This window comes from Psychrobacter sp. Rd 27.2 (assembly GCF_001921755.1).
Classification (GTDB): domain Bacteria; phylum Pseudomonadota; class Gammaproteobacteria; order Pseudomonadales; family Moraxellaceae; genus Psychrobacter; species Psychrobacter celer.
Window position 1 is genome coordinate 113,699 of record NZ_MRYB01000008.1, and the last position, 25,512, is coordinate 139,210.

19 protein-coding genes are annotated in these 25,512 nt (G+C 48.0%); 10 read left to right on the top strand and 9 right to left on the bottom strand.

The features are described from left to right. Positions 1-174: 174 nt before the first annotated feature. On the bottom strand, positions 175-3,234 hold the full coding sequence (locus BTV99_RS08560) for a DUF2339 domain-containing protein (RefSeq protein ID WP_075101953.1): 3,060 nt from the start codon (positions 3,232-3,234) through the stop codon (positions 175-177). Between the two features lie 184 nt (positions 3,235-3,418). Beyond that, positions 3,419-4,156: a dienelactone hydrolase family protein gene (locus BTV99_RS08565; RefSeq protein ID WP_075101954.1), complete on the bottom strand. Its 738-nt coding sequence runs from the start codon at positions 4,154-4,156 to the stop codon at positions 3,419-3,421. Positions 4,157-4,423: 267 nt separating this feature from the next. Here BTV99_RS08565 and BTV99_RS08570 point away from each other — a divergent pair, with 267 nt between their 5' ends. After that, positions 4,424-4,897: a YcgN family cysteine cluster protein gene (locus BTV99_RS08570; protein WP_241900769.1), complete on the top strand. Its 474-nt coding sequence runs from the start codon at positions 4,424-4,426 to the stop codon at positions 4,895-4,897. A 47-nt stretch (positions 4,898-4,944) separates the two neighbouring features. Here BTV99_RS08570 and BTV99_RS08575 read toward each other — a convergent pair whose 3' ends face one another. After that, positions 4,945-6,123: a DUF4105 domain-containing protein gene (locus BTV99_RS08575; protein WP_241900767.1), complete on the bottom strand. Its 1,179-nt coding sequence runs from the start codon at positions 6,121-6,123 to the stop codon at positions 4,945-4,947. A gap of 355 nt (positions 6,124-6,478) precedes the next feature. On the opposite strand from BTV99_RS08575, the gene BTV99_RS08580 reads away from it, so the two are divergent. The 5 genes from BTV99_RS08580 (at position 6,479) to BTV99_RS08600 (ending at position 13,984) form a co-directional block, all read left to right on the top strand. After that, on the top strand, positions 6,479-7,378 hold the full coding sequence (locus tag BTV99_RS08580; protein WP_075101955.1) for an HlyC/CorC family transporter: 900 nt from the start codon (positions 6,479-6,481) through the stop codon (positions 7,376-7,378). Between the two features lie 349 nt (positions 7,379-7,727). Beyond that, the gene (gene lnt, locus BTV99_RS08585) at positions 7,728-9,302 is read left to right on the top strand and encodes an apolipoprotein N-acyltransferase (RefSeq protein ID WP_075101956.1); all 1,575 of its coding nucleotides are present in this window, start codon (positions 7,728-7,730) and stop codon (positions 9,300-9,302) included. Positions 9,303-9,482: 180 nt separating this feature from the next. Next, the gene (locus BTV99_RS08590; protein ID WP_075101957.1) at positions 9,483-9,914 is read left to right on the top strand and encodes a hypothetical protein; all 432 of its coding nucleotides are present in this window, start codon (positions 9,483-9,485) and stop codon (positions 9,912-9,914) included. Positions 9,915-10,185: 271 nt separating this feature from the next. Next, positions 10,186-11,748 (top strand): peptide MFS transporter, encoded by a 1,563-nt coding sequence (locus tag BTV99_RS08595; protein ID WP_075101958.1) that lies wholly within the window; start codon positions 10,186-10,188, stop codon positions 11,746-11,748. Positions 11,749-12,166: 418 nt separating this feature from the next. After that, positions 12,167-13,984 carry an aminopeptidase P family protein gene (locus tag BTV99_RS08600; protein ID WP_075101959.1) on the top strand — a complete coding sequence of 606 codons (1,818 nt, stop codon included), beginning with the start codon at positions 12,167-12,169 and terminating at the stop codon, positions 13,982-13,984. A gap of 430 nt (positions 13,985-14,414) precedes the next feature. On the opposite strand, the gene BTV99_RS08605 is transcribed toward BTV99_RS08600, so the two are convergent. The 3 genes from BTV99_RS08605 to BTV99_RS08615 form a co-directional block, all read right to left on the bottom strand. Beyond that, positions 14,415-15,260 carry a hypothetical protein gene (locus tag BTV99_RS08605; protein WP_241900766.1) on the bottom strand — a complete coding sequence of 282 codons (846 nt, stop codon included), beginning with the start codon at positions 15,258-15,260 and terminating at the stop codon, positions 14,415-14,417. A 124-nt stretch (positions 15,261-15,384) separates the two neighbouring features. After that, positions 15,385-16,656: a beta-ketoacyl-ACP synthase II gene (gene fabF / locus BTV99_RS08610; RefSeq protein WP_075101975.1), complete on the bottom strand. Its 1,272-nt coding sequence runs from the start codon at positions 16,654-16,656 to the stop codon at positions 15,385-15,387. Between the two features lie 203 nt (positions 16,657-16,859). Further along, on the bottom strand, positions 16,860-18,245 hold the full coding sequence (locus tag BTV99_RS08615) for an anhydro-N-acetylmuramic acid kinase (protein ID WP_075101961.1): 1,386 nt from the start codon (positions 18,243-18,245) through the stop codon (positions 16,860-16,862). Between the two features lie 240 nt (positions 18,246-18,485). Between BTV99_RS08615 and tyrS the strand changes: the two genes are divergently transcribed. Both tyrS and BTV99_RS08625 read left to right on the top strand, forming a co-directional pair. After that, the gene (tyrS, locus tag BTV99_RS08620; protein ID WP_075101962.1) at positions 18,486-19,697 is read left to right on the top strand and encodes a tyrosine--tRNA ligase; all 1,212 of its coding nucleotides are present in this window, start codon (positions 18,486-18,488) and stop codon (positions 19,695-19,697) included. A gap of 264 nt (positions 19,698-19,961) precedes the next feature. Beyond that, positions 19,962-20,192: a DUF1653 domain-containing protein gene (locus BTV99_RS08625; protein WP_075101963.1), complete on the top strand. Its 231-nt coding sequence runs from the start codon at positions 19,962-19,964 to the stop codon at positions 20,190-20,192. 94 nt (positions 20,193-20,286) lie between these two features. Here the strand turns inward: BTV99_RS08625 and BTV99_RS08630 are convergent, their stop codons facing one another. Next, the gene (locus BTV99_RS08630; RefSeq protein WP_075101964.1) at positions 20,287-21,264 is read right to left on the bottom strand and encodes an alpha/beta fold hydrolase; all 978 of its coding nucleotides are present in this window, start codon (positions 21,262-21,264) and stop codon (positions 20,287-20,289) included. A gap of 187 nt (positions 21,265-21,451) precedes the next feature. Between BTV99_RS08630 and BTV99_RS08635 the strand changes: the two genes are divergently transcribed. Continuing rightward, a complete protein-coding gene (locus tag BTV99_RS08635; protein WP_075101976.1) occupies positions 21,452-22,108 on the top strand; it encodes a hypothetical protein in 657 nt (218 codons plus the stop codon). Positions 22,109-22,179: 71 nt separating this feature from the next. Here the strand turns inward: BTV99_RS08635 and BTV99_RS08640 are convergent, their stop codons facing one another. Both BTV99_RS08640 and upp read right to left on the bottom strand, forming a co-directional pair. Next, positions 22,180-22,926, bottom strand: a complete 747-nt coding sequence (locus BTV99_RS08640) for an SDR family NAD(P)-dependent oxidoreductase (protein ID WP_075101965.1) — start codon at positions 22,924-22,926, stop codon at positions 22,180-22,182. A 74-nt stretch (positions 22,927-23,000) separates the two neighbouring features. After that, positions 23,001-23,648: a uracil phosphoribosyltransferase gene (gene upp / locus BTV99_RS08645; RefSeq protein ID WP_075101966.1), complete on the bottom strand. Its 648-nt coding sequence runs from the start codon at positions 23,646-23,648 to the stop codon at positions 23,001-23,003. Positions 23,649-24,105: 457 nt separating this feature from the next. Here upp and BTV99_RS08650 point away from each other — a divergent pair, with 457 nt between their 5' ends. Then, complete coding sequence (locus BTV99_RS08650; protein WP_075101977.1) at positions 24,106-24,768, top strand: DNA glycosylase; 663 nt, start codon at positions 24,106-24,108, stop codon at positions 24,766-24,768. Positions 24,769-25,512 lie beyond the last annotated feature (744 nt).

Below are 25,512 nucleotides of genomic sequence, written 5' to 3' on the forward strand. Positions count from 1 at the left end.
GTGTCTACTTTTTTATGATGTTCAGTTTACTACACAACCAGCGTCAGCACCCAATGTTATCCAGTCGCCATGTTGCCACGTTACAATTTTATGTCAGGCTTCAGGCAGGCTGTCATGCAGATTTGCGCGTGTCTTTATGTTTGGCCCATCTATAGGCTCATCGATTGGTACGCCCTAGTCTACTAAATCCTTACGCGCTGGTGGTAGCGGCGCTAAATAGCCAATGACTAAGATCAAGCTGCCTGCACCAAGGAATGAAATCACCCGCCAAATCGCCTCGGTCTGTGACAAGTCAACCAAGACCAGTTTTAGCACCACCGCGCCCAGTAGTCCAATGCCCATAAACCATAGCGTGCGCTGTCCATAGCGGCTAGCGCTGATGGTCGCGACCAAAGCAATGAGCGTCCATAAAATTGTCAATCCCGTCTGTACTTGCTCGCTATTCCACGCGCCGCCAGTCACTCCATATACACTGCCAGTCCATAACGGCGTACCGATAAAGGCATGCAGCGTCCTGACCAACATACTCGAGCCTATCCAAAGGCCAATCAGCGCTAACACAATTAACAGCATATCCTTTTTAGGAATGGCTTTTAATAGATTTCTCGAACCGCTACCATGTGGCTGGCGGAATACATACACGCCCAAGACATACAACACCACCAGCCATAACGTCACATCATATAAATTAAATAAAGGAACGTAAGGCAGGCCCCAAATCATGCCATCATAAGTAAAATTGGTAAAAATTGCCCAGCCTAAGGTGATAGGCACAAAGATTTGGGCGCTATCTAACAGTGCTTGAGGCCAATCAAACCAAGCGAGCGGCAAGGTTGAGGTTACTGCTTTTGAGTGCGTGTTTGACTGCTCATTATGGTATTTAGCCATAGCATGACGCTGTGTCCACCATAGTCCAACCAGCATAAAGGCAACCGGAACTAAAATAGTCATGACACCTTTTGAATCAGGTAAGCCATAATGCATGGCTTCTGCCAAAACGATAATACCCGCTCCAAGCCAGCTTGCGCTATCAAAACGTGTTAACTCAGCTGCTTTGTGCCATGTCTTTAGCCATAACTGCCCAATGACCAACCCGCCTATCAGCAAAGTAATAAATATCGACCAATGAAAGGTCGACCATTGATAATCAAATTCATATCTTTGCGGTAATTGAAACAGTAGCGTGGCATACAATAACAACAGTAAACCATGACAAAACTGCCGAATCTCCAACCAAGGACGATATTGATTGACGGCATAATAAATGACAAGGCTGGTTAACGCGGCCAGTCCTAGCAGCGCTGTCGTTGCGATGTGCCAGTTGGCAAACCATTGATCAAAATCGATGACCAATACATACAGCAGCCAGCCCACGGCGGTGAACGTCAAAAAACGACTCAACCTCGGACTGCGCCACATCAGGTTAAACGCCATACTTTGGCTATTGATTGAAGCCAGCCACTGCTTGGTAGCGAGTTCACCGATGCCCAATGTGTTAGCGTATTTCACCAGCGTCTGATCGGTGTGACGCTGGCTGTTTGTGTCATCCATAGGGGAATTGCTGGCGCGTAAGACAAACATGGCGGCGAGGTAGCTGAGCGCCGAAATCGTCAAGGCCAATGTTGGATAGTCATTGATTGCAAAGACCACAGTTATCATCAACATCGCGATACTCAGCAGCTGTAACACTAGCCCAAATAGCACCGACCATGCGCGTAGCGAGCGCCGACCAAACCATACCAACGCCAGCCCTTGAACCGACCAGCCAAAGGCAATCCACTCAGCATTGAGAGCCAGCGGAATCATCAACGCCAAAAATCCAAATCCTAACGCCAGCATGCCTTCAGTGATTAAGGCATATCGCTGACTGTGCTGTACAAATACCCAGCCAATGCCCAAATAAATCACCGCTAAAACAGCACTGGTGAGGGTCAGCGCATGAGGAATAGCGTCTAACAACGCCGCAAATAAACCAAAGGCCAATATCGGTACGGAAAACAATAAACCTGTATCAATGGGGAAGACATAGGTGTTGTTTGCGCTGTTTTTTGTATTGTGGTTTGTGCTGTTGTTCGTACTGGCATCTGTGCTGGGGTTTGTACCGTAAATACCACCTACAGTCGTTTGGGCGATATCTGCTTCATTTAATGTGTTATAAGCGATGATGTGCTGGGCGTAGCGGATAACGACAAACAAATACAGCAATACATGTAGCGCCACTAGCAGTACCAACGTCCAGCGCTGTGCCTCAATAACAGCCCTTAAATTTTCCGTTGTACCCCAATAGTATGCCAGTCCAAAGGTGACCAACACGCCGAGCAGATTGAGCATTTTCCAAGTACGGTAGTGAGCAATGACAGCAACGGTGACGTTTAACAGCAGATAATAGCTAAATAAGGCGACCAGACTGCCGGTGTCTTCACCGGTCAATATAGGCGCGAAAAATCCACCAGACAAGGCCAATAAGGCCAGCGGCAAGGCGTTTTGACGCACAGCGAGACCGATGATGACAGCTGATAAAAGACCAAGTCCAATAAAGCTTGGTGCGCTTGCGAGCACCTGATAGACGCTATACGCAAAAAAGACGGTCAAATAAGCCGTCGCTAAGCCCGCACCCTGTAAAGTGATGCCATAAGCAAAGCGGTTTTTTGCCAATTGTATCCCCAACGCCGCCAGTCCCAATCCCATCAGGCCAATACCAATAAGCTTTATGGTAATCGGAATCTCGATATAGTCGCTCAGTAAGCGCAGCAAAAGCACCACACCGATGAGTAAGACGATTACCCCGACACGCACGACCAAGTTACCGCCAAAAAACCAGCTTTTGATAGAATAAATCAGTGAGGTGACGATAGGTAGGGAGCGCTCATCAGGCTCTATGGTTGCAGCGGCCTGTCGATTTTCTGTCGATAGTGATGAGACTGCGGGTAAAAGGGGTGTAGGTAGCTCGGATAAAGGCCGGTTTGCTGACTCTGGCAACTCTGACCGCTCAGAAAGCACGGACAGTTGTAATGTTGTCTGCTGATGCTCTGTATCTTGAGAGGATGGCTCAGAGTGCGCGTTGGATGCAGCGTCTATACTGTCTTTATACTGCTTGAACTCAGCTTGTAGCGCTGCCATCTCACGGCGCAACTGCTGGATTTGGCTATGGATACTAATATATAGCACCGAAGCGATGATGAGTAAAATGGTAAAAGCCAGCCAGCCCAGCGGATTCATTAACAGATATAGCATCCTCGTCACTCAATTTGCTTGATGATAAGGTGATAATGCCGCGATTTGCGTCCGAGTACAAGAAGCGTCATGTACCTAGAGCTGCTCAACCAAAAAAAGAGCCGCTTATAAATCAGCGGCTCTTTTTTCGGTTTATATAGGTTTTATAAAAGCCCTATGATAGCGGCCTTCTCATGATAACCGTCTATGCTAAGTTACTTTTCATAAACTCAAGCATATTATCCCAGCTTTGCTTGGCGGCAGCTTCGTTGTAGCCGAGGTCGACGTCGTTTGTGGCTGCGCGCTCATCGGCGTGGGGGTTGGTAAAGCCGTGCTTGGCATTGTCATACACATCGATGGTGTAGTCGACATCGGCCGCATCCAGCTCAGATTTTAGGCCTTCTATCGCCTCCATCGATACCATAGAATCATCACGGCCATGCGCGACCAAGACTTTGGCGGTAAAGTTTTTGTCCGCAGGCTGTTTTGCTGATGGGTTGCCGTGGAATGTCGCGACAGCTTTTAGTGGCATACCGTCGCGCGCCATATCAAGCACGACTTTACCACCGAAACAGTAGCCAATCGCGCCTAAGTTGCTACCATCAACGGCCAACTGATCGCTAAAATCATTGAGGATAAGGCGGCAGCGATCCATCAGCATGTCTTGGTCTGCGAGTACTTGCTCCATCCACATGTTTGCCATTGCCGCATCGCTGGTCAATTTACCTTCACCGTAGACATCCATTGCCACCGCTGCATAGCCTGCTTTTGCCAGACGCTCGACCACAGATTTTGGATGATCGACCACGCCCCACCATTCTGGTGCGACCAAGATGCCAGCCGCTGGGTTTTCTTCCGATGCGTCTTCTGGTAGCGCCACATAGCTGATGAGCTCGACGCCATTTTTGGTGGTGCTGATAAGTTCAAACGTCTTAATTGACATAGTGCTGTCCTTTTTTATGTTATGAATTTTATTTATAGTAAATCGTTTTTCTTACTTTTAGTACCTTAACGCCCATGCTTCGCAAAAACAGCTATAATACTGTAACGCTCTTTATCAAAATGCTACTGCACCTTTATGACGCTCAATTTGCTCAACCAACTTGCCGACAGCCAACAATCACAAGCTGGCTCGTCACCGACGCCGCAACCAGTGCCAAAGCCTGTTGTGCCCGCCAATGCAAGCTTGTTTGCCGATAGCGATGGTGAGCTGGCGGCCACCTTGCGGCCGCAGTTTTGGTCGCGATTTGCCTTATCAGAGCTGACGCATCCTGAGTGGGAAGCTTTGTGTGATGGCTGCGGTAGCTGCTGCCTGATCAAATATATCGATGATGATGACGCCGAAGCGTTGGTTGAGTATACCGATGTGACCTGTCAGCTGATGGACTGTGCGACGGGTCATTGTCAGCACTATGCCACGCGTCAAGAGTATGTGCCTGACTGTATTCAGCTCACGATGGAAAACCTGCCCAACATGATGTGGCTACCATCACACTGCGCCTATAAACGCTTGTATAAAGGGCAGAAGCTCCCAAGTTGGCATTTGTTATTGACTGGCGATGCGGCGCGCACCGAGCAGCAGATGCGCGCAGCCAATGTAGGGGTGGCAGGGCGCTGTGTCTCTGAGGTTGGTATGACAGATGAAGAGATGGAGGAGCGGGTGGTGACATGGGTACAGCCCTAGCGGTATCCATTTAGACTCTTATCGTTAGTTTATGGCGAGTAGTGAGTTTATGGCGCGGCCTGCGCCGCAGATTGTGCTTTGGCTTCAGCTGCCGCTTTTGAGTCAGCCAATGGCGGGATAGGAATATCCTGACGAATCTGCTTGGAGAACTCGCGGCTATTGACTACGCTGCTGCCTGCTAAATTATCAAAACCACGCACTTTTGGATTGATATGAGTGCGCTCGTACCAAGTCTCCATCGACCAATTCTGCGCGCCGCTGTTGGGCTTGGCGTCGAGCATACCGACATCGTATAGATAGTTTGGCAGCCACCCAGAGACCCAAATCCGATAATCCCATGGCAAACGCTCGCCACTGACGATACGCGCCATATAAAAAATAATATTGGTACAGTTGCTAATCAATGTGTTGTACCAAGTGGGTTTAGCGTTCAAATCATCAGCCGCCGTTAGATAAGATTCAAATAGTGACCTCACTTCATGCTGTTGCAAATTGCTGATAGGAAACAGATACACCTGCTCGCCGCGCGCATTACTGCGCGTATAGATAATATCACGCTCCTCGCTAGCAATCAGGCTAAGCTCATAACGCCGAAAAAACCCAGCCAGCGCCGAAAAAGACTCGCCTGCTTCTTTACGAATCTCAAATGAGAAGGCAAGCGGTCTGTCATCCTCAAAGCGAAAGCTGACCAAGGTATGAGCAATCAGTGGCCCCATCCAGTATGAGTTGGTGACATCGACACCCGAGAGTTTGGACATATCAATGGTGCGGGTGTCCCAGCGTTCGGTGGCGTCTGTATCGGTATGCCAGTCAAAATTGCGTACATTTTTGAGGGTGATTATATTAGGGTTGCTCGCGTCTCGCTCATAGGAGACTTGCTGGCTGACCTCTGCCATCCAGTCGCGCTGCTGTTTGGCTTCGATAGAAAAAAACCAGCCAACCCCGAGGCACCAAGTCGCAGCGTACATACCCATAAGCCAAGCACTGGCCGGTTTTTTTGTGATGGTTTGGTGCTTGAATGAGTGCTGGTAACGGCTACGTAGCAAGGCTGCCAGCAGGCAAACGATGACGATGGCCGCAAGCCAAGTGACGAGCGAGCGCACGCCAAACTGATACCAAATCGCTAATAGCAACCACAGCGCCGATAATAACAGCGCGGTGATGATAAACAACTGTACAAGATAGTAGCGCCATGTCTTTTTTTTAGGGTTTGTGGCGTCCGTCATTGTTTGGCCGTGACTGCTTGTACCATGAGAGCGCGGCAGGCTAGTTGGACATAATCGGCGTAAACGAGAAAAAAACGAGCGTAAGGACATGGCGTTTATTATTGATAAATAAAGGCTTTGACCATAGCAAAGTTTATAACACACTGACAATACAATTTGCGTGAATTTATCGTTGAATGTCGGTGAGCCATGCGATAAAGTGAAGCTAATTTAGGCTGGTCTATTTATAGGTATTATTTGGCCGTGGTTGTGATGGCCTAATCATAAAACGGCTGTTTTATTTGTTATTTCTATCCCCATCTAGGTTTTTTGCTGTTCTCATTGTTATTAACTAAAGAGGTTAAACCACATCATCATGTCTGACGACACTCCCAGCCCGAGTAGTTGGTCGATGCGCGGCTTAAAACGCTGGCTATCGACCGCCCCCGAAACCCGTGATGAATTGATTCGTTTGGTACAGGACTCTCGTCAGTTTTTAGAGCCTGATACTGTCGATATGTTAGAAGGCGTGCTCGATCTGCCTGCCACTCAAGTCCGCGAGATTATGACGCCACGCCCGCAAGTGATCGGCCTGCACGAAAGCGCAAGTCTGGCTGAGGTGATGGATATCATCCTCGACACCACCCACTCGCGTTACCCAGTATTTGATAGCCAAGACGATGATGCGGTCATCGGTATCTTGCTTGCCAAAGACTTGATTCCTATCTTAGTGCACATGGTGCGCGACCAAGAAGACAAAATCGACAGCAAGCGCCTCAGAGATCTGGTGCGGCAGCCGCTATATATCAGCGAAACGGCGCGCTCAGATACGCTGCTGCGCTCACTGCAGCGCACCCAAGTGCACATGGCAATCGTCGTCGATGAGTTTGGCAACTTTGCAGGGGTGGTCACCATGGAGGATTTACTCGAGGAGATCGTCGGCGATATCGTCGATGAGCATGATGACTTTGATGAAGACAGTGATATCAATAATATTATCGCTGATCCTGATAAGCCACATACTTGGCGTGTACAGGCCTCGACGGTCATCGAAGACTGTAATGATGAGCTTGGCACTCATTTTGATGATACCGATGTCGATACCATGGGCGGTCTTGTCATGCAGGCGCTCGGCTATGTGGGCGACTTAGAAGGCGAGAGCGTAATGATAGATGACTGGAAAATCACCATTACCGATGTCGAAGGGCGTTTTATTCATAGTTTAGAGCTGACCAATATGAACGCCGATCAGCAGGTATTGATTGGCAGTCATTGATCGATGATGAGCCGCTTCATCGGTATATAGTCAGTTTATAATAAAATGGCTATAAAGTGAGACGTGCTCCTCGGAGGCTTTTGACAGCACCGCTGCACCGCCTCATACCAGTCTATAGATAAAAAAACACGATTGCGGTCGTGTTTTTTTGTGTCTTGCCGTGGGCTTTTGCTACGCAACTTTACCCATTAATTGCTGTAGACTGGTATCATGGGCGGGTTTATTTACTGAGTCTTTACTGAACGCTTATCGAGCTTGGTCTTTGTCTGAGCTTGGTTTTTTATCTTTTTATTTAAGCGTCGCTAAGTGAATGCTTACTATTTTAAAAATATGGTTCTGGATAACTGCTATGCGCCTGTCTACTCATGATTTGCAAAAACGTCTCAATGCCGATAAGCCAAAGGGCTTACCCGTGGCACCGACAGTATTGATTGCGTGGTTGGCAGGGGCCGTGTTTATCTTTGCACTTGCGCCTTATAACATCTGGCCGCTAGCACTGCTATCGCCTGCGATATTGTACGCCTTATTGATGCCACAGATGAGCGGCAAACGGGCGTTTTTGATCGGTCAAGCTTACGGTACAGGCTTGTGGTGCGTGGGGGCGTTTTGGCTCTACACCTCTATTCATGTGTACGGCGATACGCCAGCGTGGCTTGCTTTGATTATGATTGCGCTGATGGGTCTGGGCATGGGCTTGTTCCATGGCTTTTTGGGGCTGGTGTTTAATAAGATGGTCGGCAAGCAGCCACTGTCTTTTGCCGCGCTTTGGGTGCTGCAAGAGTGGATGAAGACGTGGTTATTTACTGGCTTTCCTTGGTTGTTTGTCGGTTACGCCTTTACAGAGCAGTATTGGCTATCGTCACTTGCGCCAGTGGCGGGTGTGTTTGCAGTGTCTTTTGTGGCGGTATTATTGGCAGCCAGTTTAGTCGAGCTACTGCGTCGCCGCGCAGGCTATATGGTGGCTTCGATTGCCCTGCTAGCGCTCAGCACACTATTGTGGCTACTAAATCCGCAGTGGACCAAACCCAAAGGCACCCCTGATGTGTCGGTGTCATTGATTCAGGGTAATATTCCGCAAGATTTAAAATGGCTGACCGAGTATCAAATAGAGACGCTCAAGATTTATGCCACGTTGACCCGCAGTGAGTGGGGGCGTGATATTATTTTGTGGCCTGAGTCGTCGATTCCGATGTTTCAGACCGATGCGATCGGCTTTATCAATGAGATGGTCAAAATGGCCAAAGCCACCAATACCACGTGGGTGACCGGCATTCCTTATAAGGATGAAGCGGCATTTGATGAAGCTCAGGATAAGTATCCGCCATTTTATAACAGTGTGATTGCGCTGGGTGCAGAGGCAGAGGGACTGTACAAAAAACAGCGCTTGGTGCCATTTGGTGAGTATATTCCATTTGAAGGGCTGCTCGATATTTTGCCAAACCTTGCAGGTAGTCAAGAGATTATGAGCTATAGTCGCGGCAGTGAGGCGCAGTCGCCGCTACAGGTGCGTGGGCACAATTTGGGTGCTGCCATCTGCTATGAAGTGGCCTATCCTGATACCACGCGCAAAAACGCCATCGGTACAGACTTTTTATTGACCATCTCAAACGATGCGTGGTTTGGCACCTCGGCAGGCCCGCTACAACATCTACAGATGGTACAAATGCGCGCGCTCGAAAATGGCCGCTGGTTTATGCGTGCGACCAACACCGGTGTCACCGCCATCATCGATCACAAAGGCCGTATCGTTGAGCGCGCCCCGCAGTTTGAGCGCACCGTATTGCGCGGTGATGTACAAGCGCGGACAGGCAACACGCCGTTTATGCGTGTTGGTCATTATCCTGTCTTGTTTGTGGTGGCGCTGCTGCTGTTATTGAGTTATCTGGGCAAACGGGCAACGACAAGAGCGCGCTTGGGTAAGTAGTTTTGCTGTTGCTCCGTCGTCGATGCGCCATTTAAAGCAAATAATAACGCTAAGGTGCTCAAGTCATGAAAAAAACTGCCCATAATAAATCCTTTAAATACTTAAGGGTTTTAACAAATCGCTATAAATTGCGATATAATGGGTCAATATTTCAAATATTTTGTGCAAGGTGGATAAGATATGTCAGAAGGTATCGTCAATAACAACCCAAAAAAAGAGCTGTTATATGCTCTAGTCGGCACAGCCTTGTTTTTAGGTATTGTCTTACTTATCGGTATTTCTGGATTTTTGCGTCCAGCGGGCGAGCATATCACTGCTGAGACGACCGAAGCTGTAGTCGCCGCTGATGAAGCAGCGACCGCGCCAGTAGCGGCGGCCAGTGCAGAGGCTAAGGACGATGCAGCCCCAGCGGAAACAGCAGAAGCGGCCGAACCTACGCCAGCGACAGATGCGACTGTGATGCCAGCGGATGCAGATAGTGCCGTGGTAGCAGCAGAAGCAGGCACCGCCACTGCCGCTGGTACGGTCAACCAAGCGGCGGTTGCCGATGCTGATTTGACCGCAGAGCAAGCGGATGGCGACGTGGAAGCGGGTGAAACTGCCGCACAATAAGGTGTTCTTGCTTAGATACGGGCTGTTTTTTTCTCATTATGACAGGATCGTTATCTTGTCATAGTGACTGATATTTGTCTTTTGGCAATGCCACAAATACTCGCTCTCAGCTAATGAGGGCGATTTTTTTTGTGAGCCACTGTGTAATTATTGACCAATTAATTCTTTACTTGCCGATAGACAGGTGAAACAATATTGCTCCTATATGACCGCTTATCTGAATAAATAGGGGTTTGGTCATTGTTAAAGTGGTCTTTAAAGGAATAATCTTATGAGCAAAGAAGCAAGTTCAGGGGTGAGTGCCGCTGAATTAGAATCGCTAGAAAACGGTTTTATGGGGCATCCAAAGCCGCTGCGTCCGCTATTTTTTACGGAGATGTGGGAGCGGTTTTCTTATTATAGTATTCGCCCGCTATTGGTGTTGTTTATGGTGGCGACGGTAGGCAGTGGTGGTTTTGGGTTTGATGAAGTCACCGCTTCTGCTATCTATGGTATCTTTGCTGGCTCATTATATTTGGCAGCCGTCCCTGGCGGCTGGCTGGCAGACAACTGGCTCGGACAAGAGCGCGCGCTGTGGTGGGGCAGTATCATTATTGCCCTTGGTCACTTATGTATCGCGCTTTCGGCGATGTTTGGTATGACGCTGTTTTTTGTCGGTTTGATTTGTATTGTTTTGGGCTCAGGGTTATTTAAGACCTGTATCTCGGTGATGGTCGGGGCGCTGTATACCAAAGGTGATGTACGCCGCGATAGTGGTTTTACCTTGTTTTATATGGGTATCAATATCGGCGCGTTATTGGCCGCGCTGATCGTTGGGATATTTAAAGAAAAGGGCATGTGGCATGTCGGCTTTGGGGTCGGTGGTTTGGGGATGCTCATCTCGCTACTTATCTATCGTTTTTCTGCCCAAAAAACATTGACCCATTATGCCAAAGCCAAAGGCATCAGTGCTGAGTGGGAGCGCTCTAACGACCGCTATCATAATGTCGGACGCTGGGTCGCAGGATTTGTGGCATTATTGGTGGCTGTGATTGTGCTGGTCGCCACCGGTATCATGCCGTTTGAGGCAAGCATGGTCGCAGAGTATATGACCTATATCATCGCTGCCGTGGTGATTGGCTATTTTGCCGTGATGTTTGTCTCACCGCGCCTTGATAAAACCGATAAGCTGCGTTTATTGATTTGCTTTATTTTGATTATCGGCTCGACGCTGTTTTGGTCAAGCTTTGAGCAGCAGCCGACCTCATTTAACTTATTTGCTGATCGCTATACCGACCTTAATGTCTTAGGGTTTGAGATACCAAGTATTTGGTTTCAGTCGCTAAACCCGCTGTTTATTTTATTACTCGCTCCTATTGTCAGTATTCTTTGGGTCAAGCTGGGTAATAGAGGTATCGAGCCAAACAGTATGGTCAAGTTTGCGCTTGGTATGTTGATTACTGCGGCAGGTTTTGGCTTGATGATTATTGCCTCAAAAAACATTTTGACCAATGAGACTGGCCTAGCATCCCCTTTATGGCTGGTCGGTAGCTTGTTGCTGTTGACGCTTGGTGAGCTGGCACTGAGTCCAGTAGGATTGTCATCGATGACCAAACTTGCGCCAAAAGGTATGCAAGGTCAGATGATGGGGCTGTTCTTTGCTTCTGTCGCCATGGGTAACTTGGTTGCCGCGTTTTTCGGTGGACATGTCTCAGCGGACAAGATTGAAGGGTTGCCAACGCTATTTACGACCATGACCGTCTTTTTGGTAGTGACGGCGGTTATCTTGTTGCTATTGGCCAAGCCCATCAGCACCATGCTCAAAAACAGCGAACAGGCTGATCATGTTAGCTAAACGACACCCAAAAAGTTAGCGGATGCGTTTGAGTAAATGGTCAGGATAGCCAAGTACTAATTTTGTGCATCAATAAATAGGCTGATGATGAGACGTGTTACCATGGTTGGTAGCACGTCTTATCGTTTTTATCCGTGACCAATCTTGCTCAAGCCATGACATATTTTTGTTCAAGCATTTTTTTATTCCAGCATTGAAAGCTTGTTATCTGCCCAAACATCTTAATAATATCTGGCTATTTATCACTTCTGCATGGTCAGTATTTGCATCAATGGCTATTGACCATTCAATACGATTCAATGCGCGCTTACTCATTTACCCGCGCCAATAAGACGACTATCCATAGTCGCCGCGTCGTCGTATTTTTTAATACAACCTCGCTTGCCCACTGTCTTCAAAACCAATAAGGAAAATTTTAATGAATAAACAACACATTCATGATCGTATTGCAAGTTTACGGGAGCGCATGGCCGCCCAAGATCTAACGGCCATCATCGTACCGTCAGCGGATCCGCATTTATCAGAGTATCTACCAGAGTATTGGCAGGCGCGTTTGTGGTTGTCAGGGTTTACAGGCTCTGTCGGTACTCTAGTGGTCACCGCCGATTTTGCGGGTCTGTGGACGGACAGCCGCTATTGGGTACATGCCGCCGCCCAGCTGGAGGGTACAGGTATCAGCTTAGAAAAACTGGCACCAGCTCAGCCAAACCATATCGATTGGTTGGCGACGCATTTAGCAGAAGGCGATAATGTGGCGGTCGATGGTAATGTGTTGTCTATCGCTGAGCAAGATAAATTACTAGACGCTTTTGATGCCAACGATATTACCTTAATTACTGAGCGTGATGTACTGACCGAGATATGGGCAGATCGTCCAGCGCTGCCATCAGCAAAGTTATATCAGCATGATGCACAGTTTGTGGCGCAGTCTGCGACCGACAAGCTTGCTGCGGTACGCTCAGGGATGCAGGAGGCTGGCGCGACTCATCATCTGCTTTCAAGCTTAGATGATATTGCATGGTTGACCAATCTGCGCGGCAGCGATGTCGATTATAATCCCGTGTTTTTGGCGCATATGCTCATCAGTGCAGACAGTGCGACATTATTTGTCGATAACAGCAAAGTCAGCAGCGATATCGCAAAAGCCTTAGAGGACAGCGGTATCGCGCTTGCTGATTATGATGCAGTACAAGACGCCTTGAGTGCGTTGACGCCAGAGGATTTATTGTTATTAGATCCAAGTAAAGTCGCAGTGGGTACGCTATCAAAGATGGCCGATGATGTGGGCTTTATCGAGCAAATCGCTCCCAGCACGTTACTCAAATCTGTCAAGTCTGACGCCGATATCGAGCATGTCCGTGAAGCCATGCGCCAAGATGGTGCGGCCTTGTGTGAGTTTTTTGCCACGTTTGAGCAGCGTTTAGCAAACGGCGAGCGTCTGAGTGAGCTGGACGTTGATAGTATGCTGATTGAGGTGCGTAGTCAGCAGCCACATTATGTATCGCCAAGCTTTCCAACGATTGCAGGCTTTAATGAAAACGGTGCATTGCCGCATTACCGTGCGACGCCAGAAAAATTCAGCTACCTTGATGTCGCTGAGGGTGAGGGTGGATTGTTGCTGATCGACTCAGGGGCGCAGTACCAAAACGGCACCACCGATATCACTCGCGTGGTCGGTATTGGCCAAGTCAGCGATGAACACAAACGCGACTTTACCACAGTACTAAAAGCCCATATTGCTTTAGCGCGTGCAAGCTTCCCTGATGGTATCGCCTCACCACTCATTGATGCGATCTGCCGTGCGCCATTGTGGCAAGCACAGATGGACTACGGTCATGGTACAGGGCATGGCGTCGGTTACTTCCTAAACGTCCATGAAGGCCCGCAAGTCATTGCTTATAGTGCCAGTACGCCAAAAGAGCGCGCCATGAAAGCAGGTATGATCTCCAGTAACGAGCCGGGTCTATACCGCGAAGGTAAATGGGGCATTCGTATCGAAAACTTGGTGGTCAACACCCCAGTTGCGAACCCTACCGAGAGTGAATTTGGTGAATTTTTACACTTCGAAACCGTCACTTATTGCCCAATTGATACCCGTTTGCTTGATAAATCATTGCTTAATCAAGTAGAGATCGAGTGGCTAAACGACTACCATCGTCAAGTTTATGCTGAGCTAAAAGATCGCGTTGCTGGTGCAGCGCTTGATTGGCTGACTGAGCGTACTCAATCGATTTAATCGAAAGCCTTAGGGCGTGTCTTTATTTCTGAAATGAGCACACGCTAGGGCGTGTCTTTATTTCTGAAATGAGCACACGCTAGGGCGTGTCTTCAATTCACTCGATAGTTATCTAAATGGGCTAAAAATGGCTAAATCTAGCCAAACGGTGTCAAATAGCTGGTCAATATCCCGATATTAACGGCGCTATTTTCCTTGTTTAACTGCAATTTATCTCATTTTTATCACCATTTTTTGAAATGAAGACACGCCCTAGTAGACGCCCAATAAATAAGCCCCGTAAATGTTTACGGGGCTTATTTGTTGAAATTATCAGCCGATATCTATAGTTTTTGGCTGTCTTTATTGGGCATATAACCAACATTCAATATCCAATACCCAAACCACTATAAAACCAAGCCAGTAACACGCTGGCATAGCCGTGCTCTTTTTATTGAGGGTTAACGATAGGCTGATCTAAAGCCTCTGTCTCACCCAATTGCTGTGCCACCTCAGCATGGAGCCATGATTTGAGGTTTTCTGATATCAGCATCATCTGTTCACTGAGATAGTCATCGATCTGCATCTCAAGCTCACGGATGAGCGCTAGATGCGCGGCGCTAGATGGCTCCTCTTTTAGTGTCAGCTTGATGGCTGTACTGGCCTTATCTTTGATGGCTTTGACCGCTTTGTTGACATTGGCATCATGGTTTTTATCATGAGTGGTTTGCTGATCAGCCGTTTGCGCTTCCTCACCGCTGCGTTCAGGGGCACGGACGGTCTGCGGCTGGCCGCTGGTGGTAGCGTCTTTATTACTTTGTGTTTTTGCTATGCCAGCTTGTGCTGTGTCAGTTTTACTATCGGTGTCAGGCGCGTCTGATTTGGTGCTTTGGTGGGGCTCTTGACGGGCGGCTGGATGGGTACTATTTTCTTTATCATCAGTTGCTGCTGGCTTATGCGGTGGTTGTTTTTGTGCGGCTTGTGCTTTTGAGGCTATTTCTTCTTGTCGCTTTGCGTCCTCTGCTGCTTTTATTTTTTCTTGTTTTGCTTTGGCATCCGCTTGCGCTTGCTTATCGGCGATGGCTTTTGCAATGGCCTGCTCGGCATCGTGGTTGTCGTAGAGCTCATCGACATGAGTGTCTAGATCAGGCGTGCTAAATACAAAGCTTTCAAACGGCGTCTGGGTCTGTAGCAGGGTGATGATGTCTTTTAGCTCTTGGGTGATGGCGGCGCGTACAGGCTCAGGAGCACACGTCCAGCGCTGATAAAACTGATGAGAAAATGAGTAGCTTGACATGGTATCTTCCATAAATGTACAAAAATTACCCCTTATCATACGCAAGTACGATAAGGGGCTGCAAGTGCACAAACGTAGCAAATCTGACACCAAAGTTACAACGCGCCGTATTAGACGGTCGTATTTAGGCGGTGATAGGCCAGCGGGCAAATATCAAAGAGCCATTGGTACCGCCAAAGCCAAAGCTGTTGGACACGGCATATTGTAAATTTTCCACTTTTCGGGATTGGTGCGCGACATAATCGAGGTTACAGTTGTCCTCGACATTGTCTAGGTTGATGGTGGGCGGTACATGCTGTTGCTGCAGCGCGCGAACGGTAAAGATGGCCTCAATACCTCCAGCTGCGCCCAGTAGATGCCCTGTCATTGATTTGGTTGAGCTGACCAAGATGCTGTCTTTGACAGGCGCAAAGACGGTTTCGATAGCGATGGACTCCGCGACATCGCCGGCGGGGGTGCTGGTGCCATGAGCATTGACATAGCCCACTGCGTCAGGCTCGATGCCCGCGTCATTGAGTGCGTTTTTCATTGCGCGAGCGGCACCGCTACCGTCTTCTGGGGGCGCGGTGATATGGCTGGCATCGTCGCTCATGCCAAAACCGACCAGCTCGGCCAATATCGTAGCGCCGCGCGTTTTGGCGTGGGCGAGGCTTTCGAGTACCACCACCCCTGCGCCATCGCCGAGCACAAAGCCATCACGGTCTTTATCAAATGGCCGTGAGGCTTTGGTTGGTTCGTCATTGCGTGTAGAGAGCGCATGCATCGCCCCAAACCCTGCCATGCCAAGTGGACTTGAGCCTTTTTCGCTACCTCCAGCGAGCATCACATCCGCATCGCCATAAGCGATCAAGCGTGCCGCGAGTCCCATCGCATGCGTGGCAGTGGTACACGCAGTCGAAGTGGCGAGGTTTGGGCCTTTTAGGGTATGTTTGATCGCAACCAATCCTGCGGCCATATTGACGATCGAGCCTGGAATAATAAAGGGCGATACTCTCCCAGCGCCTTTTTCGCGTAGGGTGTCGCGGCTGTTTTCGATGGTCTGAATACCACCGATGCCTGAGCCTAAGATGATACCAAATCGCTCAGCGTCGACGCCTTGTACCGGCGCATCGGCCGCGCTCACCTCATCGATGAACCCCGCATCCTTTAACGCCATGGCTGAGGCCGCCACACCATAATGCATAAACTCATCATAGCGGCGCGCATCTTTGGCGTTCATGTATTGTTTGGCATCGAAGTCTTTAATCACCCCAGCGATTTGCGCACGGTAATCAGTGGCATCAAAATGGCTGATAGGGGTAATACCACTCTCGCCATTGATGAGCTTGGCCCATGAGCTATCGACATCGAGGCCAAGTGGCGTGATAGCGCCCATACCCGTGACCACGACACGCATCTCATCTGGGCGCTGGTAATGCGGCGGCTTTTGGCGCGGTGTTTGCTGGGTAGTGCCAGCATTAGAAGGGGCGGCTTGCGTGTTCGGTGAACTGCTATGTTGGCTCATGCGATATATCCTGTACGTGCGATCCTAAAAAGAAGGTATTTTAACCGTCATTATAAAACACATAAGTGTACGTATGTAAACTAAAATTTGACCGACTAGGCAAAACATACCTGACCCAATACCACGCCCTTTTTGGCGCCTGTTACCGCAGGTAGATTGCCGGTTTCGCCCATCAAGGTTTGCCGCGCCAGCCAAGCAAAGGCAACGGCTTCGACCCAAGCTGGATGCAGTCCTAAGCTTGCGGTCGTGGTGACATGACAATGGGGCAGGTGTGCTTGTAGCCGCGTCATCAGGTAGTCATTTAGCGCGCCGCCGCCACAGACATACACCGCGCTGTTTTTATGAGACTGTACAAACAGATGAATCTGCGCGCCGGCGCTAATGGCGGTCAGCTCGGTTAAGGTCGCTTGTACATCAGCGGATGAGTAACGAATATGCGCCGATGCTTGATCAAACCTTTGTAGCTCCTCTTGTAGCCACTCTAGGTTGAACTCCTCACGCCCTGTGCTCTTAGGATAAGATCTGGCAAAAAACGGATGCTCTAGCAGCTGATTTAGGAGTGGCTCTATTACTTGGCCAGACTGAGCCCAAGCACCGCCTGCGTCATAGTCATTGTCGGTATGCAGCGCGGTCCACGCATCAAGTAATAAGTTGGCAGGGCCAGTGTCATAGCCAACGACATGGCTATGAGTATCAGGAGTATCACTATCAGTATAATCATTGGCAGCATGATCGTTGTCAGCATGATTACTGGCGGGCAAGACGGTAATATTGGCAATACCGCCTAAGTTTAATAACACGCGCGTACTATCAGGATCAGCAAATAATGCCTGATGAAACGCTGGCACCAAGGGCGCGCCTTGCCCGCCAACTGCCATATCACGGCGACGAAAGTCGCTGATCACACTGATGCCCGTACGCTCAGCGATGATATTGGCATCGACCAATTGCAGGCTAAAACCCATTTGTGGGCGATGGCGTACCGTCTGGCCATGACAGCCAATCGCCAATACCGACTCGCTATCGGTATTTGACTGCTGCAATAAATTATTGACCACCTCGCTGGCAAACTCGCCATAGGTTTTGCTTGCCCAGCCAAACCAGTCCAGCTCGCTATTTGGCTGGTTGTTTGGCTCACCAGCGCTCGGCGTCAATGCTTGAATACCATTAGGCTGACACAGAGCGAGCAGCACTTCGCGCAGGCGCGGCGGGAAGTCTTGGCTATAAGTGGCTAAAAGCTGCATCGGCTGCTCTTCATGACTCATGTCGGCGGCAAACTGACAAAGCACCGCGTCCATCCCATCCAAGCTGGTGCCAGACATCATGCCGATATATAGACCGTCATCAAAGCTTTCAAACACCGTTTGCTCTAACGCATCAGTGAGCGATGCATAATGGGCATTTTCGTCAGCTGCTAAAGGGTCAGCTGCTAAAATCTGATTACTTTCTGGATCATTCGTGGTCTGGACAGGGTTGGCCATGGCAATTTACCTTAAAAAACGCTAGTATATCCCTCAAATTCTAACATCTTTTACTGGCTACGAAACGCCAATCCCGTTTGCAAAAATAGAGTAGCAAGAAAAACAAGTGCAGGTACTAATATAGAGCAGATGCTATATCTAGTAGACTAAACGAATTTGACGCTGCTAATCGTATTTTGGCACTCGGGAGCATTCGCCCAAACGCGTTACCCTTTTAATAAAGACAATAAAGAGAGCATCATGACCACTCAAACCCACACTCTAGAAGAACAACTGGCCCTGATTCAGCGCGGTACGCAAGAAATCCTTTCAGAAGAGGACTTGGTTGCCAAGCTAAAACTGGGTCGTCCGCTGCGTATCAAAGCCGGTTTTGATCCTACCGCGCCTGACCTGCATTTGGGGCATACGGTATTGATTAATAAACTCAAGCATTTCCAAGACTTGGGTCATGAGATTTATTTTCTCATCGGGGATTATACCGCCAAGATTGGTGACCCCTCTGGTAAAAACACCACGCGTCCGCCGCTCAGTGATGAGCAAATCAAAATCAACGCCCAGACCTATGCTGAGCAAGTCTTTAAGATTTTGGATAAAGAAAAAACCAAGATTGTCTTTAACTCTGAGTGGTTTAACGACATGTCGGCGGGGGACATGATTCAGCTATCAAGCCAGTTGACAGTCTCGCGTATGCTAGAGCGTGATGATTTTTCCAAACGCTACGCGGCGCAAACGCCGATTGCCATCCATGAGTTTTTGTACCCATTGGTGCAAGGCTATGACTCAATCGCGCTCAAAGCCGACGTCGAGCTGGGCGGTACCGACCAAACCTTTAATATCCTAATGGGTCGCACCCTGCAAGGTCGCTATGGTCAAGAGCCGCAAGTGTGTATCACGGTGCCGATTTTAGAAGGGCTAGACGGCGTCAATAAAATGTCAAAATCTCTTGGCAACTACGTCGGTATCTATGATGCCCCAGGTACCATGTACCAAAAACTGCTGTCGATGCCAGATACCTTAATCCGCCGCTACTTTGAGTTTTTAAGCTTTAAGCCGATGGAAGAAGTCGAAGCATTGATGACAGAGATGGAAAACGGTCGCAATCCACAAGAGATCAAACGTATCCTTGCTGAAGAGCTGATCGAGCGCTTCCATGATGCCGACGCTGCTGCTAATGCGCACAAGTCAGCGGGCAACGTACTTGCTGATGGCGAGCTGCCAGTTGACCTGCCAGAGGTGACGTTGGAGTTAGAAGGCGCGGATGCGTTATTTATCACGCAAATATTGAACCAAGCAGCCCTTGCCAAAAACAACTCAGCAGCCAAAGACATGGTCAAACGCGGCGCAGTAAAAGTAGATGGCGAAGTGGTCGATGCAGGCTTTAGCTTAACCTCAGGTCAGACAGTGGTTATCCAAGCGGGCAAAAAAGCCTATGCAAAAGTGACGGTGGCCTAATATAGTAGATTCAATTTAAAAATGTTATAGCGCTACTGGTATAAATTTTCCTTGCGTGCTGTATACACAGAGGCTGCGCAACATTCATCCCAGTAGCGCTTTGGAAATTATGACAGTTTTGTTTTCAACTGACTATAAGTGGCTGGAAACAAGTCACTGAAAACAAGGCACTGGGATAAACTATTGATATTTAAAACAAGGTCGACATGATGGTCGGCCTTATTTTTTTGTTAAGATAGTTTGGCGACATACTAGGACATGCAGATGACAGACAATAAAATCCCTCAAGGCATCTACCGTCATTATAAAGGCAATCTCTACCAAGTCTTGCATACGGCGCAGCATTCAGAAACCGAAGAGCTACTAGTGATTTATCGTTGTCTGTACGGTGAGTATGGCGTGTGGGTACGACCATTAGCGATGTTTACTGAAACTGTTGAAGTTGATGGTAAGGAAGTAGCTAGATTTGAGCTGATGAAAGCGTTAGCTGATTAGTTCGAAATAGAAAGGCTGAATAGAAGCTCTTGAGTAGAAGCTTAAGAGACGCTGTCGTGGGCTGGGTTTTTGACCCAGATTTTTACCATATCGCCTATAGCTCATTTTCCAAAAATCCCTTCAATGCTTTATAAAAGCCAATCGGCTCATCCATCGGTACCGCATGACCAGAGTGCGGCAATATGATTTCTGTGGCGTTGGGTAGCATCTGCGTCACCTGCTGCTGCCACTTAGCGTCATAGAGCTGTGAGCGACCGCCGATTAAGTTCACGACTGGAATGGTGACTTTTTCTATCACCGCCCGAAAATCGTACTCCAGATTTAAGTATGCTTGCAAACAGCACATCTTATGCTGCCAAATGCGGTGATCATAGAGAGCAAGCTTAGGATCGTTCTTATAAGTCATCGCTTGTATAAACGCTTTTGAGCGTCTGCGGTTGACGGATAGTAAGGAAAACTGTCGCTCGACATCAGTGACGCGGCGCTTGAGCGCAAAGGGCAGGTGGGTAAAACTCTCGAGCTGAATATACGGCAGCGTCATATTCACCACCTCATGAAAGACTGCAAACACCTCGCGCTGCCGCGTACCAAACAAACCGCCTTGCCAGTCAGGCTGGTTATGAATCGCAGGGCTTTGGTCGATGTTTAAATAACGACTGACTCTTGCGCTGCCATAACGCGAAAAATACGCCCACATCACTTGTGCACCCATCGAGATGGCGGCGACGGGCAATGCGTCTATGTTGCGTGCCAAACAAATTTGCTCAATGACGACATGGAGATCATCGGCGTATTGCCGCAAAAAATCAAACTCACTCAGCTCGATATCCTTTGCGGCACCAAACCCGCGTAAATGTGGCAGATAAAACGTATAGTGACCGAGCAAAGGCAGGATAAATGGCAAAAACTCACGTGCATCCATCCCGTACGCATGGAGCAGGAGCACCGGCTTGCCGTGGCCGATAACTGACATGGGTAGCAGCGTGCCTTTTGCCACCTCGATGTTTTTTGTATGCAGCTGATACTGATTGAACAAAGCAGGGCGCGGCACAGCAAATAGGTTGGTTTTCATCAGGTATGATACCTTGTTGCAGAGCAGGGCATCGCGCTGACGCAAACGTTTTGCCACTGATAAAACCCTGCTATATTAAAACAATTAAACTGACCATAGCATAAAAAATGCCTAGCGGTAATAGCGGCGAGCAGGTTAAGGGATGAGCGGCCGATCAATGATTATCAATGACATAAAGGGAGAGTGTGTGAGCAAATCGACGTTAGCCTTGCTTGATAGTAGTTTGTATCCACAGCGCTGGCAGCAGCAAACTTTTGCGACCCCGCAGGCGCTACTAGTTGCGATGCTAAGCGCAGAGAGCAGGCCTGATGCTCGGGATTTTACTCAACAGTTATTAGCCAATGAGGTGTATCAGGACTGGATTAATAGCAGTGTGTTTGGCCGCTATTTGCATCGGAACTTTACCGCTTTTTATCGGCAAAACGAGGACAGCTTTAATACCGATATGCCCGCATTATTTCGCCGTGAGCTGACGCGGCATGCGCAGTATTTACCGCTGGGGCAAGTGCTGTTTTTTGCAGGTGATATGCCAAAGCGGGTACGACAAACCAAGTTGCTAACCACCACGGTCAATCCTGCGACTGCTATCATCGATGCGCAGCCAAGTAGCCGTGCTGAGCAACCTGCACAGACGGTAGTCAATCAGCTAACTATAGTAGGCAAGCAAGTTATGGGCTTTCCGATACGCCATAATAAGCGTACCAGCGAGCGCACCCGTAATGAAGTGCTCATACTGGATTTTAGAGATTTGCGCTTGGTGAATGAAGAGGTAATCGAGACAAGCGAGATAAAAAAAAGCAATATAGCCGAGACTATATTGCTTCGTTATTATGAATTACGCTAACTACAATAATTACGGCTATTTTGACATCGCTTGAGCTTGCAGGCTTACTTTTTATAGTTAGTCTTTTATAGTCAGTCTTTAGCAATCGTCAAACCATTATAAGTTTGCGCCACTGGCATCACTTCCAAGCGATTGACATTGATATGGGCGGGCGATCCAATTAACCACAATAAAATATCGCCGATATCCTCACCGGTCATGGTTTTAAAGCCGTCATAGACTTTGGCCGCTTTCTTATCATCGCCATGATAGCGCACGTTCGAAAACTCAGTGCCCGCGACATTACCTGGTTCAAGATTGGTGACGCGCACCTGCGTACCGACTAAGTCCGCGCGCAGATTTAAGCTAAACTGTTTGACAAAGGCTTTGGTCGCGCCATAGACATTACCGCCAAAATATGGCCAACTGCCAGCGATAGAGCCGACATTGATGACATAACCGCTGTCGCGTGCCACCATCGCAGGTAGTACAGCGTGGGTCAGCGCCACCAGACCTTTGATATTGGTATCGAGCATACGCATCCAGTCATTGAGATCTGCCTCATGGGCAGGCTCAGTGCCGAGCGCTAGCCCAGCGTTATTTACCAAAACATCGATGTGCTGAAAGCCAGCCGGCAAGTCAGCAATGATTTGCGGGATAGACGCTGTATCACTGACATCCATGACCACCGGCAAAAACGCCTCGCCCAATGTAGCTGCCAGTGCATCAAGCTTATCGCGGCGTCTGGCACAACCGATCACTTGGTGACCGCCTGCGACCAAACGCTCTGCCAGCGCCTTACCAAACCCTGCACTTGCTCCTGTGATCAATACGTTCATGTTATGTCCTTATAAGTGATATCGTATGTGGCTTTTGTGATATGAATGGTGCGCTGTTTTGTGGCAGCTTGCGCTTATCTATTAAATAGCTGTTTACCAAAGATTTTATCGCCAGCATCGCCAAGACCTGGGATGATATAGCCGTGCTCATCTAAATGGCTGTCTAGCGCCGCTGTAAAGATGGTCACATCAGGATGTGCTTCGTTGACCAAACGCACCCCTTCAGGAGCCGCTACCAATACCAACGCCTTGATATTGGTACAGCCGTTTTTCTTTAGCATCTCAATGGTTGCGACCATCGAACCGCCTGTGGCTAGCATTGGATCAATGATTAGGGCAGGGCGCTTGTCCATGTGGCTGACGAACTTTTCAAAGAAAGGCACAGGCTGCAGAGTCTCTTCGTCACGTTGTAGACCGACGACCGAGATTTTAGCGGTTGGAATCAGGTCGAGTACACCATCTAGCATGCCAATGCCGGCACGTAAGATAGGTACGATGGTTGCCGTCTTACCGATGATTTGCTCACCTGTGATTTCACCACACCAGCCTTCCATTGGGAAGGTCTCAATTTCAAAATCACGGCTTGCTTCGTACGCCATCAAGCGCGCAAGCTCTTTGGTTAATGTACGAAATTTATAAGTGCTACAGTCTTTTTCGCGCATTAGGCTGAGTTTATGACGGACTAGCGGATGATCGATTACAGTAATTTTTAAGTCACTCATAAGTACTCTCTTGGTTTTGGCTTGGTTTTGGGTCTGATGCTTGCGCAGTCGCTGCGGTTGCCATTAGTATAAAAGATACAAACACTTACCACACGTTACCCCGCCTTTAGCGCATCCACAGTAAGCTTAGCCTGCCTAACAACCGCGCCTAGAGCTTTTATCTCTTGACAGCACGATTCTCTTTGACTACATAAATGGCGACATATATAGAGTTATCACAACATGCTTACCGCGCAAAATATTATCAACAAAGTTGAATTGTTATGGTAAGCGGCCACGTATTGAGCGCATCAATGAGGATGCTATGTTGTATTAAATCGACTATGTTTTACTATTATGGATGACTATATGACGTCAGGGTCGGTGAAGTAGTGTTTAGGCCTGCTATGATACCAAAAAAACCGCTTTTTTGATGAAGAATCTTATGACCAATCAACCAACTAGCAACCAGCACCCCATGTCTCATACAGAAATCGACGCAGCATTGTCAAAAGACGATGCTTTAGAAGTAGAAACCCATCCGTTTGCCCCAGTACTGCCTGCAAATGCCAATGTAATGATGATGGGCACGTTTCCACCGACCGCTGATAAATGGGCAATGCGTTTTCACTATCCAAACTTTTATAATGATATGTGGCGTATTTATGGCGGCGTGTTTTTTGACGATATTGATTACTTTAGAGTAGAGGGCGAAAAGCGTTTTGATCCTGAGCGTATTCGTGACTTTATGTTTGATCGCGGTATTGCCTCGTGCCCGACGGTGAAGCAAGCCATTCGTGAGACCGGAAATGCGTCGGACAAACACCTAACCGTCGTTACCCCAGTGGATTTAGATAATATCTTGCTGCAAGTACCAAAGGTTAAGACGCTCTTTACCACTGGCGGCAAAGCAACTGAGGTCTTGCTAAGCCTACTAGTGGAGCCACCCGCCAAATCCAAGCATCCGAAGACCAATCAAAGCATGCAGTATCCTTATCATTGGCAGCATCATGACAAAGACCCTGCCGTCAAAGAGCTGACCTTATATCGTCTGCCCTCCACCTCACGCGCTTATCCTTTGGCGCTAGACAAAAAAATCGCCGCCTATAAAGCTTTTTTTGAAAAAATGGGCAAGCTATAAAGGATGCATAAAGAAGCATAGATAGAATAACGTCGTCTGAGAACCAAGAGGGCTAAACGCTAAAGCAGAGTAATTGAGATTAAAGTAGAGAAATTGAGATTAGCGGTAAATTATTTCCCCTGTTAACTGTTTGATATATATCAAGTATCAATCATCATGCCAAATAATCTCTTAATTAATAAGTCTGGCCCCTTGACCCCCACCCAAATACGCGTATAATGCCACCCAGTCGAAAGGGAAGGCGGATCAGAAAGTGGTTTTCCACTGACTAACACATTAATAGCGCAGCTATTAAGTAATTATCTAGCCTACTAAATTAATTTAAAATAAGATAATTTATCTCTTGACAACTTATTTAAAACGTCTATAATACGCACCTCATCAGGACGAGCCAAGCATTACTAGGGTAAATTACATAGTAACAACGCAGCGAACCTTGAGAAACAAATTAAATAAAAAAGCTTGACAAACCAAATCGTTATGATATGATAGTCGGCTCGCTAATAACGATAAGCACATTGCTTGGTTATTAGATATATAACTCTTTAACTGGACGACAGTGAAGAGACACTATTTAAAAGCACAACTAAAGAACAACTTGTGTGGATTTTTGCTGATATAGAATGCTAAAAAATAAAGTTGGTTTTGACTTCTTTTCGGGAGTTAATTCTAACTATAAAAATTATCATTTACTCAGCAGAAAAACTCAAAGTTAATTCATTACGAACATAATTTTAAGCGATT

What these genes read in the sequence shown, in the direction of transcription:
- BTV99_RS08560 (WP_075101953.1), bottom strand. Translation starts at nt 3,234, where the DNA reads ATGCTATATCTGTTAATGAATCCGCTGGGCTGGCTGGCTTTTACCATT.
- BTV99_RS08565 (WP_075101954.1), bottom strand. Translation starts at nt 4,156, where the DNA reads ATGTCAATTAAGACGTTTGAACTTATCAGCACCACCAAAAATGGCGTC.
- BTV99_RS08575 (WP_241900767.1), bottom strand. Translation starts at nt 6,123, where the DNA reads ATGACGGACGCCACAAACCCTAAAAAAAAGACATGGCGCTACTATCTT.
- BTV99_RS08580 (WP_075101955.1), top strand. Translation starts at nt 6,479, where the DNA reads ATGTCTGACGACACTCCCAGCCCGAGTAGTTGGTCGATGCGCGGCTTA.
- lnt (WP_075101956.1), top strand. Translation starts at nt 7,728, where the DNA reads ATGCGCCTGTCTACTCATGATTTGCAAAAACGTCTCAATGCCGATAAG.
- BTV99_RS08590 (WP_075101957.1), top strand. Translation starts at nt 9,483, where the DNA reads ATGTCAGAAGGTATCGTCAATAACAACCCAAAAAAAGAGCTGTTATAT.
- BTV99_RS08595 (WP_075101958.1), top strand. Translation starts at nt 10,186, where the DNA reads ATGAGCAAAGAAGCAAGTTCAGGGGTGAGTGCCGCTGAATTAGAATCG.
- BTV99_RS08600 (WP_075101959.1), top strand. Translation starts at nt 12,167, where the DNA reads ATGAATAAACAACACATTCATGATCGTATTGCAAGTTTACGGGAGCGC.
- BTV99_RS08605 (WP_241900766.1), bottom strand. Translation starts at nt 15,260, where the DNA reads ATGTCAAGCTACTCATTTTCTCATCAGTTTTATCAGCGCTGGACGTGT.
- fabF (WP_075101975.1), bottom strand. Translation starts at nt 16,656, where the DNA reads ATGCGTGTCGTGGTCACGGGTATGGGCGCTATCACGCCACTTGGCCTC.
- BTV99_RS08615 (WP_075101961.1), bottom strand. Translation starts at nt 18,245, where the DNA reads ATGGCCAACCCTGTCCAGACCACGAATGATCCAGAAAGTAATCAGATT.
- tyrS (WP_075101962.1), top strand. Translation starts at nt 18,486, where the DNA reads ATGACCACTCAAACCCACACTCTAGAAGAACAACTGGCCCTGATTCAG.
- BTV99_RS08625 (WP_075101963.1), top strand. Translation starts at nt 19,962, where the DNA reads ATGACAGACAATAAAATCCCTCAAGGCATCTACCGTCATTATAAAGGC.
- BTV99_RS08630 (WP_075101964.1), bottom strand. Translation starts at nt 21,264, where the DNA reads ATGAAAACCAACCTATTTGCTGTGCCGCGCCCTGCTTTGTTCAATCAG.
- BTV99_RS08640 (WP_075101965.1), bottom strand. Translation starts at nt 22,926, where the DNA reads ATGAACGTATTGATCACAGGAGCAAGTGCAGGGTTTGGTAAGGCGCTG.
- upp (WP_075101966.1), bottom strand. Translation starts at nt 23,648, where the DNA reads ATGAGTGACTTAAAAATTACTGTAATCGATCATCCGCTAGTCCGTCAT.
- BTV99_RS08650 (WP_075101977.1), top strand. Translation starts at nt 24,106, where the DNA reads ATGTCTCATACAGAAATCGACGCAGCATTGTCAAAAGACGATGCTTTA.